10 protein-coding genes are annotated in these 8,395 nt (G+C 69.1%); 6 read left to right on the top strand and 4 right to left on the bottom strand.

Going from position 1 to position 8,395, the window contains the following annotated elements:
* Positions 1-27: 27 nt before the first annotated feature.
* Both AB3X43_RS10450 and AB3X43_RS10445 read left to right on the top strand, forming a co-directional pair.
* Entirely contained in the window at positions 28-771 is a 744-nt protein-coding gene (locus AB3X43_RS10450; protein WP_369429783.1) for an enoyl-CoA hydratase, read from the top strand.
* Between the two features lie 13 nt (positions 772-784).
* A complete protein-coding gene (locus AB3X43_RS10445) occupies positions 785-1,354 on the top strand; it encodes a CAP domain-containing protein (protein ID WP_369429782.1) in 570 nt (189 codons plus the stop codon).
* Between the two features lie 24 nt (positions 1,355-1,378).
* Here AB3X43_RS10445 and AB3X43_RS10440 read toward each other — a convergent pair whose 3' ends face one another.
* From AB3X43_RS10440 to AB3X43_RS10430, 3 genes are read right to left on the bottom strand one after another with little or no spacing between them, the layout of a single operon-like run.
* Positions 1,379-2,104 carry a DsbC family protein gene (locus AB3X43_RS10440; protein ID WP_369429781.1) on the bottom strand — a complete coding sequence of 242 codons (726 nt, stop codon included), beginning with the start codon at positions 2,102-2,104 and terminating at the stop codon, positions 1,379-1,381.
* A 25-nt stretch (positions 2,105-2,129) separates the two neighbouring features.
* A complete protein-coding gene (locus AB3X43_RS10435; RefSeq protein WP_369429780.1) occupies positions 2,130-3,284 on the bottom strand; it encodes an FAD-dependent monooxygenase in 1,155 nt (384 codons plus the stop codon).
* Positions 3,285-3,340: 56 nt separating this feature from the next.
* Positions 3,341-3,577, bottom strand: coding sequence for a phage tail protein (locus tag AB3X43_RS10430; RefSeq protein WP_369429779.1), 237 nt, complete (start codon positions 3,575-3,577; stop codon positions 3,341-3,343).
* Positions 3,578-3,720: 143 nt separating this feature from the next.
* Between AB3X43_RS10430 and AB3X43_RS10425 the strand changes: the two genes are divergently transcribed.
* From AB3X43_RS10425 to AB3X43_RS10410, 4 genes are all read left to right on the top strand, one after another.
* The gene (locus AB3X43_RS10425; RefSeq protein ID WP_369429778.1) at positions 3,721-4,617 is read left to right on the top strand and encodes an MOSC domain-containing protein; all 897 of its coding nucleotides are present in this window, start codon (positions 3,721-3,723) and stop codon (positions 4,615-4,617) included.
* A 64-nt stretch (positions 4,618-4,681) separates the two neighbouring features.
* Positions 4,682-5,773 carry a redox-regulated ATPase YchF gene (gene ychF / locus AB3X43_RS10420; RefSeq protein WP_369429777.1) on the top strand — a complete coding sequence of 364 codons (1,092 nt, stop codon included), beginning with the start codon at positions 4,682-4,684 and terminating at the stop codon, positions 5,771-5,773.
* A 10-nt stretch (positions 5,774-5,783) separates the two neighbouring features.
* Positions 5,784-6,650 carry an aldo/keto reductase gene (locus tag AB3X43_RS10415; protein WP_369429776.1) on the top strand — a complete coding sequence of 289 codons (867 nt, stop codon included), beginning with the start codon at positions 5,784-5,786 and terminating at the stop codon, positions 6,648-6,650.
* Entirely contained in the window at positions 6,650-7,339 is a 690-nt protein-coding gene (locus AB3X43_RS10410) for a hypothetical protein (protein ID WP_369429775.1), read from the top strand. Before AB3X43_RS10415 ends, AB3X43_RS10410 begins: the two co-directional genes overlap by 1 nt.
* A gap of 21 nt (positions 7,340-7,360) precedes the next feature.
* Here AB3X43_RS10410 and AB3X43_RS10405 read toward each other — a convergent pair.
* A partial coding sequence (locus AB3X43_RS10405) for an EF-Tu/IF-2/RF-3 family GTPase (protein WP_369429774.1) occupies positions 7,361-8,395 on the bottom strand: 1,035 nt, incomplete at its 5' end.

The raw sequence follows: 8,395 nt of genomic DNA, 5'->3' as shown, positions 1-8,395 counted from the left end.
ACCCGCCCCGGTGTCGGCGAGAACGCCCTGCGCTACGGCTGGATCACGCTGAACCGCCCCAAGGCGCTCAACGCGCTCAACGACACGCTGATGGACGAACTCGGCGCTGCGCTGCTGGCCTTCGACGCCGACGACGGCATCGCCTGCATCGTGCTGACCGGCAGCGAGAAGGCCTTCGCCGCAGGTGCGGACATCGCGATGATGCAGCCGTTCGACTTTCCGAACGCCTACCGCAAGGGCCTGATCTCGCGCAACTGGGACACGATCCGGCAGGTGCGCAAGCCCATCATCGCCGCGGTGTCGGGCTTCGCGCTGGGCGGGGGCTGCGAGGTGGCGATGGGCTGCGACTTCATCATCGCCGCGGACAATGCGAAGTTCGGCCAGCCCGAGATCAAGCTCGGCATCATCCCCGGTGCCGGCGGCACGCAGCGCCTGCCGCGCGCAGTCGGCAAGAGCAAGGCCATGGACCTGGCGCTGACCGGCCGCATGATGGACGCGGTGGAGGCCGAGCGTGCCGGGCTGGTGTCGCGCGTCGTGCCGCTGGCCGATCTGCACGCTGAAGCCGACAAGGCCGCACAGGCCATGTGCGGCTACTCGCTGCTGGCGCTGATGGCGACCAAGGAGTGTGTGAACCGCGCCTACGAGGCACCGCTGACGGAAGGCCTGCTGTTCGAGCGCCGGCTGTTCCACGCGCTGTTCTCCAGCGCGGACCAGAAGGAGGGCATGGGCGCATTCCTGGAGAAGCGACCACCGCATTTCACGCACCGCTGAACCCTCGTCGGTGATGTCCCGACCCACCCTGACGACGCTGCGCTGGAGTGCTGCGCTGCTGACAGGGTGGATCGGGTGGCTCGGTGCCACGGCTGGCGATGCGCCGGCCATCTCCGCCGGACTCGACGCGGCGCAGCGCAGCGAGGCGCTCGTCGCCCACAACCGCTGGCGGAGTCGGGTCGGCGTGCCGCCGCTGGTCTGGTCGGAGGCGCTGGCGCAGTCTGCGGCCCGCTGGGCGGCGCAGCTCGACCAGGGCGGGCAGTGCCAGATGGAGCACAGCGACGCTCCCGATCTGGGCGAAAACATCTACTGGGCCAGCCCCATTCGCTGGAGCACCGGCCTGGTCACGGTACAGGGGGTCCGCCCTGGCTTCGTCACCGACGTCTGGGGGCGCGAATCGGCGGATTTCCAGGTTGAACTCAACGCCTGCCTGCCAGGCAAGACCTGCGGTCACTACACCCAGATCGTCTGGCGCACCACCCGCGAGGTGGGCTGTGCTGTGCGCGTGTGCGGTGCGAAGGACCAGGTGTGGGTCTGCCAGTACCTGCCAGCGGGCAACCTCTTCGGGGAGCAGCCGTATTGAGGCCGGGTGCCGCGTCGCGGGGCGTCAGGACTTGGCTGCCATCCGCTTTTCGATTTCCGCTGCCGGAATCGCTCCGGGCGCGCGCGTCCCATCCTCGAACACGATGGCGGGTGTGCCGGTGACCTTGAATTTCTTGGCCAGTGCGGCATTGCGATCGATCGCCGAGGCGTCGCACTGGCCCATCTGGCGTGCCGGGGTGGCGCCGTCGATCATCCAGCTGCGCCAGACCGTCGTGTTGTCCTTGGCGCACCAGATCGACTTGGATTTCTCCGGCGAATCACCACCCAGGATCGGGATCACGAAGGTGTAGACCGTCACGTCCTTCACGTTGACCAGGTCCTTTTCCAGCCGCTTGCAGTAGCCGCAGTTCGGATCGGCGAAGACGGCGATCCTGCGCTTGCCGTTGCCGTTCTTCCAGACGATGGCGTCCTTCAGCGGCAGGCTGGCGAAGTCGATCGCGGTGAGTTTCTCGACGCGCTCCTGCGTCAGGTCCTTGCGCGTCGCGGTGTCGATCATCGCGCCTTGCAGCAAGTAGGTGCCCTTGGCGTCGGAATACATGATGTCGGTGCCGATGCGCACTTCCCAGACCCCCGCCATCGGCGACGGGCGGACCTCGTCGATCTTGGGCAGGTTGGCGAAGCGCTCGGTCAGCGTCTTGCGGATCTCGGCCTCGTCGGCGCGGGCAGGCCCCGCCAGCAGGGTCAGGGCGGCGAGCGCGGTGGCGGCGAACGTGGCGAGGCGCGGAGTCATGGTGCGGTGTCCTTGGTGCGGAAGTTCAGGCATCGAGCGCCCGGGCGGTCAGCCAGCGCTTGAGCGGACCGAGATGATGTACCAGAGTCATGCCATGGTTGCGCAGTTCCTTCAGCGGCGCTGAAGGCTGTGCGAAAAGGTGCAGGAGTCCGTCGGTCAATCCGCGCATGGCACGGGTCGGGGTGCTGCGTTCTCGGGCGTAGCGGCGCAGCGTGCGCTCGTCGCCGAGCGATTTCCAGGGCATGGTGCGTCTGGCTTCGACCAGCACCCGCGCCAGTGCCCGCACATCCGCCAGCCCCAGGTTCAGGCCTTGTCCGGCCAGCGGGTGCACCGCGTGCGCGGCGTCACCCAGCAGCACCCAGCCCGGCCCGCACCAGCGCTGTGCCTGCCCGAGCTGCAGCGGCCACGTGGCCCGGGGCGAGCCGAGCTGCAGCGTGCCGGCCGCGCCGCCCGTCGCGGCGTTCAGTTCCGCCTCGAAGGCCGTGTCCGACAGCGCCATCAGCCGCTCGGCCTCGGCCTGCGGCTGTGACCAGACGAGGCCGAAGCCGTGGTCCACCTGCGGCCGGTCGAAGGGCAGCAGGGCCAGCACGTCCGGGTGGCGGAACCACTGCCAGGCGGTGCCTTGGTGCGGCGTGTCGCTGACGAGCCGCGCCGCCACGCCCTGGTGGCCGTACGGAAAGGACTCGAAGCCGGCGCCCAGGGCCTCGCGCGTGGCGGAATCCTTGCCTTCGCAGACAGCGGTGAGCTGCGCAGCGGCCGGTTGCGTCAGCCGCTGAACATGCGGCGCGTAGCGCACGGCTTCACCGAGCGCCTGCTCCAGCGCGGCGGCGTCGACGATCCACGCCAGCGCGCCGATGCCCTGCTGCCAGGCGCTGAATTCGATCGCGCCGCCGTCGTCGCCGTGGATGCGCATGTCCTGCACGGCGGTGCGGGCGTCCTCGGGCAGCGCGTCCCACACGCGCAGCTCGCGCAGCAGGGTGACCGAGCCGGCGTTCAAGGCATAGGCGCGCACGTCCGGCGCCGCGTCCTTCTTCGGCAGCGCGCCCAGCAGGCCGACCCGCAGGCCGTCGCGCGCCAGCGCCAGTGCCAGCCCCATGCCGACCGGGCCGCTGCCGCGGATCAGCACCTCCAGTGTCTGGGCAGGGGTGGTGGCGGTGAACGTGGAAGGGAGGGTGTTCATCCGCCCGATTGTAGGAACCCTGTGCCTTGTCCGGCAGGGTGCGGGGGTGTGGCCGATCAGTCGCGGGAGGGGAAGATGCCCTGGATGCAGATCTGGTAGCTCATGCCTTCCATCGGGGCGGCCATCTTGGGCAGGCAGAAGGTGGTTTGGCCGTTGCCCCCGTAGTTGGTACCCAGCAATGCAAACAGGGCGGTGTACTGCTGGATCGACAAGGTCTGGCCATCGCATTTCATCCAGTTGTGGACCTGGAAGTCGTAGCCGAACAAGCAGACCATTCCGAGATAGCTATCCATGGCAGTTCCTTGGGGTGTGTGGGTGAACACAGGAGCGGGGCAACGGTACCTTGGGTTCAGGCGGTATCGTCGCGACCAGTCTGCGGATTTCTGCCAGATGGCGCCAGTAAAAAATCACGCAAATTCATCACGGTGGACAGCCCATGACCGATTTCTTGCTTCAGCCTGTTTCCTCTGCGCCCGATGACGGCAGCAGCCCCGTCACCATTGCCAGCCTGCACGTCTATCCGGTCAAGTCCTGCGCCGGCTTGTCGCTGACACGGACCGATCTGGCCATCACCGGCTTCGCGCACGACCGCCAGTGGATGCTGATCGACGACCAGCACGAGTTCCTCAGCCAGCGCGAGCACGCCCGCATGGCGCTGATCCGCCCGTCGCTCGGCGACGACGGTGCGCTGACGGTGACAGCGCCTGGCTGCGTGCCGCTGGTGCTGCCCGCGGTGGCCGCTGGCGAGGCGCTGCGCGTGCGCGTGTGGGACGACGCGGTCGAGGCGCGTGCGGCCGGTGTCGCGGCCGACCGCTGGTTCAGCGACTTCCTCGGCGAGCCGGTGCGGCTGGTGCAGTTCGCGCCGGGACAGCGGCGGTTGTCGAGTGCGCGCTGGACCGGCGCGCTCGAAGCGGAAAACGGCTTCTCCGATGGCTACCCCATCCTCGTCACCACCGTGGCGGCGCTGGACGAGCTGAACCACCGCCTCGCGTTCGGCGGGCATGCGCCCGTGACCATGGCGCGGTTTCGTCCGAACCTCGTGCTCGACGGCCTCGGCCCGCACGGCGAGGACGGACTGGACGAGCTGCAGTTCGACACGCCGGACGGCCCGGTCACGCTGCGGCTGGTCAAGCCGTGTCCGCGCTGCCCGATCCCCAACATCGATCCCGACACCGCCGTCGCGGGCCACGAACCGGGCGACACGCTCTCGCGTTACCGGGCCGATGCGCGCGTGGGCGGGGCGATCACCTTCGGCATGAACGCGGTGATCGTCGAGGGCATCGGGCGGCGGCTGGTGGTCGGGCAGGGCGGGCGGGGGACGGTGCGGTTCTGAGCCTGTCCCTGCGGATGGCCGGCGCCTACAATCGCCGGATCTCCCCCCGAACCCCTACACCACCATGAGCCTCAAGTGCGGCATCGTGGGCCTGCCCAACGTCGGCAAGTCCACCCTCTTCAATGCGCTGACCAAGGCCGGCATCGCCGCCGAGAACTACCCGTTCTGCACCATCGAGCCCAACGTCGGCGTCGTGGAGCTGCCGGACCCGCGGCTGGACAAGCTGTCCGAGATCGTCCAGCCGGAGCGGATCGTGCCGGCCATCGTCGAGTTCGTGGACATCGCCGGGCTGGTGGCGGGCGCGTCCACGGGCGAAGGGCTGGGCAACAAGTTCCTCTCGCACATCCGCGAGACCGACGCCATCGTCAATGTCGTGCGCTGCTTCGAGGACGAGAACGTCATCCACGTCGCCGGCAAGGTCGATCCGATCGCCGACATCGAGGTGATCCAGACCGAACTCTGCCTGGCCGACATGGGCACGGTCGAGAAGAGCCTGCACCGCTATTCCAAGGTGGCCCGCTCCGGCGACAAGGATGCGCAGGCGCTGGTCAAGGTGCTGGAGAAGTGCCAGACCGCGTTGAACGACGCGCTGCCGGTGCGTTCGATCGACTTCAGCAAGGAAGAGCAGGCGATCCTCAAGCCGCTGTGCCTGATCACCGCCAAGCCGGCGATGTTCGTGGGCAACGTCGACGAGACCGGTTTCGAGAACAACCCCTTTCTCGACCGCCTGCGCGAGTTCGCCGCGAAGCAGAACGCGCCCGTCGTGGCGATCTGCGCCAAGACCGAGGCCGAGCTGTCCGAGATGGAGGACGAGGACCGCGCGATGTTCCTGGCCGAGATGGGCCAGGACGAACCGGGCCTGAACCGCCTGATCCGCTCGGCGTTCAAGCTGCTGGGGCTGCAGACCTACTTCACCGCGGGCGTGAAGGAAGTGCGCGCCTGGACCATCCACGTCGGCGACACCGCGCCGCAGGCGGCAGGCGTGATCCACACGGACTTCGAGAAGGGCTTCATCCGCGCCCAGACGATCGCCTTCGAGGACTTCATCGCGTTCAAGGGCGAGCAGGGCGCGAAGGACGCGGGCAAGATGCGCGCGGAAGGCAAGGAATACGTTGTCAAGGACGGCGACGTGCTGAACTTCCTGTTCACGAGCTGAGGCCCAAGGCATGACGCTCTCGCCGATCGTCGCTGGCTGCTGGCGCATGGCCGAGTGGGGCTGGACGCCGGCCGAGCGCCTGCGCTGGATCGAGCAGTGCCTCGACCGCGGCGTGACCACCTTCGACCACGCCGACATCTACGGCGGCTACGCGGTCGAAGCCCTGTTCGGCGAGGCGCTGGCGCTGGCGCCGCACCTGCGCCAGCGGATGCAGCTCGTCAGCAAGTGCGGCATCCAGCTGGTGCATCCGAGCCGGCCGGAACACCGGCTCAAGTCCTACAACACCTCGGCTGCGCACCTGATCGCCAGCGTCGAGAACAGCCTGTGCACCTTGCAGACCGACCGGCTCGATCTGCTCCTGATCCACCGGCCGGATCCGCTGATGCACCCGGCCGAGATCGCCGAGGCGGTCACGCGGCTGCAGGCGGCTGGCAAGGTGCGGGCCTTCGGGGTGTCCAACTTCACGCCGTCGCAGTTCGCGCTGCTGCACGCGGCGGTGCCGCTGGCGACGAACCAGATCGAGCTGCACCCGCTGCACCGCACGCCGCTGCACGACGGCACGCTCGACCAGCTCGTCGGGCTGGGCCTGCGGCCGATGGTCTGGTCGCCGCTGGCGGGCGGGCGGCTGTTCAGCGGCACCGCGCCGGATGCTATGCGGGTGCGTGCGACGCTTGACGACATCGCCCGTCGCCATGGCGTCACGCCGGCCACGGTTGCCTATGCGTGGCTGCTGCGCCACCCGAGCCGACCGCACCCGCTCGTCGGCAGCCGGCGCATCGAGGCGCTGGACGAGGCGCTCGCAGCCCAGGCGCTGACGCTCGATGCCGAGATGTGGCACGAGGTCTGGAGCGCGGGCGAAGGCGCTGAGGTGGCGTGATGGGTGAAGCGGGCGACGTGGTGACGAGTCCGCGCCTGCAGGCCGAGCGCGACCGGCTCTATCGCGCCGAGGCCGATGGCCGGGTGCGTGCGCTGGTGCTGTCGCTGGCGCGGCCGGCGGACTGGGCGGTGCTCGGGCGGGTGTGGCAGGGCGTGCAGGCCGACCTCGGCTGGCCCGCACCCGGCATCGCGGTGTCGGGCACGGACGCCTGCCAGCTCTGGTTCTCGCTGGCCGAGCCGGTGCCACCTGCCGAGGCGCACGCGCTGCTGGAACACCTGCGCACGCGCTTTCTGGCCGAGGTACCGCCGCACCGCGTCGCGCTGCTGCCCTCGGCCGATGGCGTGCGGCAGGCACCGGCCATGCCCGCGCTGCAACCGGACGTGGGTGGGGATGGCGAGGTCTGGTCGGCCTACATCGCGCCTGATCTCGCGCCGGTGTTCGCCGAGACGCCGTGGCTCGACATCCGGCCCGGTTCGGAAGGGCAGGCGGAGCTGCTGTCGCGGCTGGCGAGCATCCGCGCGGCGGAGTACCGGGTGGCGTTGCCGGTGCAGGCGCCGACACCCGCCGCCGCCGCGAGCACAGAGGAATTCACCGATCCGCGGCAATTCCTGCTGCACGTCATGAACGACGGGCGGGTGGAGATGGGGCTGCGGATCGAGGCGGCGAAGGCGTTGCTGCCTCGCCCCTGAGCGAAGCGCGCCCCTTGCCGATCAGAGCGTCGGCGCCTCGCCGAACACCCGCCCCGAGTGCTCCCGCATCGCGTGGAACTGGATGTCCGGCGCCCGCTCCTGGGCGACCCTGAGGTCCGAGCTGTACTGCACCAGAAACGCCGGCGCGCCCACCACGTCGTGGGCGATGCGCAGCGGCTCCGAGTCGATGAACCGCTTCAGCTTGTTCTCGTCCGTGCTGGTGATCCAGCGGGCGATCGAGAAGCGGCACGGATCGAGCCGCGCGTCCACGCCGTACTCGCCCTTCAGGCGGTGCAGCACGACCTCGAACTGCAGTTGCCCGATCGCGCCCAGCATCAGCGAGCCGCCCGCGACCGGGTTGAACACCTGGATCGCGCCTTCCTCGCCGAGCTGCTGCAACCCTTGGCGCAACTGCTTGCCCCGCAGCGGATCCTTGATTTCCACCGTGCGGAAGCTTTCCGGCGCAAAGAAGGGCAGCCCTGTGTAGTGCAGCATCTCGCCCTCGGTCAGCGTGTCGCCGAGCTGCAGCACGCCGTGGTTCGGGATGCCGATGATGTCGCCGGCCACCGCCTCATCGACGAGTTCGCGCCGCTGCGACAGGAAGCTCACCACCGTCTGCGGGCGCATTTCCTTGCCGTTGCGCACGACCTTCAGGCGCATCCCGCGGATGAACTTGCCGGACGAGACGCGCACGAAGGCAATGCGGTCGCGGTGCGCCGGGTCCATGTTGGCCTGCACCTTGAAGACGACGCCGGAGAACTTCGGCTCGTTCGGCTCGACCGTGCGCTCGATGGCCTGTCGGTTGCCGGGTGGCGGCGCCAGGGCCACCAGCGCGTCCAGGATTTCGCGCACGCCGAAGTTGTTGATCGCCGAGCCGAAGAACATCGGCGTCTGCCGGCCGGCCAGGAATTCGGCGTGGTCGAACGCGGGCGCCGCTTCGCGCACCAGCTCGACCTCGCCCAGCGCCTGCTCGTAGGGGGCACCGAAGCGCTCGGTGTACGCCGGGTTCTCCAGCCCGTGCAACACTTCCTCGTCGCCACCGGCGCGGTCCTCGCC

Origin of the sequence: Sphaerotilus sp. (assembly GCF_041083715.1) — a bacterium.
Taxonomy (GTDB): Bacteria; Pseudomonadota; Gammaproteobacteria; order Burkholderiales; family Burkholderiaceae_C; genus Sphaerotilus.
The sequence above is the reverse complement of the archived record's forward strand: the minus strand, read 5'-3'. Positions and strand labels throughout refer to the sequence as shown.

Coding starts and splice junctions, on each gene's coding strand:
- AB3X43_RS10445 (WP_369429782.1), top strand. CDS start 785: ATGTCCCGACCCACCCTGACGACGCTGCGCTGGAGTGCTGCGCTGCTG.
- ychF (WP_369429777.1), top strand. CDS start 4,682: ATGAGCCTCAAGTGCGGCATCGTGGGCCTGCCCAACGTCGGCAAGTCC.
- AB3X43_RS10425 (WP_369429778.1), top strand. CDS start 3,721: ATGACCGATTTCTTGCTTCAGCCTGTTTCCTCTGCGCCCGATGACGGC.
- AB3X43_RS10430 (WP_369429779.1), bottom strand. CDS start 3,577: ATGGATAGCTATCTCGGAATGGTCTGCTTGTTCGGCTACGACTTCCAG.
- AB3X43_RS10440 (WP_369429781.1), bottom strand. CDS start 2,104: ATGACTCCGCGCCTCGCCACGTTCGCCGCCACCGCGCTCGCCGCCCTG.
- AB3X43_RS10435 (WP_369429780.1), bottom strand. CDS start 3,284: ATGAACACCCTCCCTTCCACGTTCACCGCCACCACCCCTGCCCAGACA.
- AB3X43_RS10410 (WP_369429775.1), top strand. CDS start 6,650: ATGGGTGAAGCGGGCGACGTGGTGACGAGTCCGCGCCTGCAGGCCGAG.
- AB3X43_RS10415 (WP_369429776.1), top strand. CDS start 5,784: ATGACGCTCTCGCCGATCGTCGCTGGCTGCTGGCGCATGGCCGAGTGG.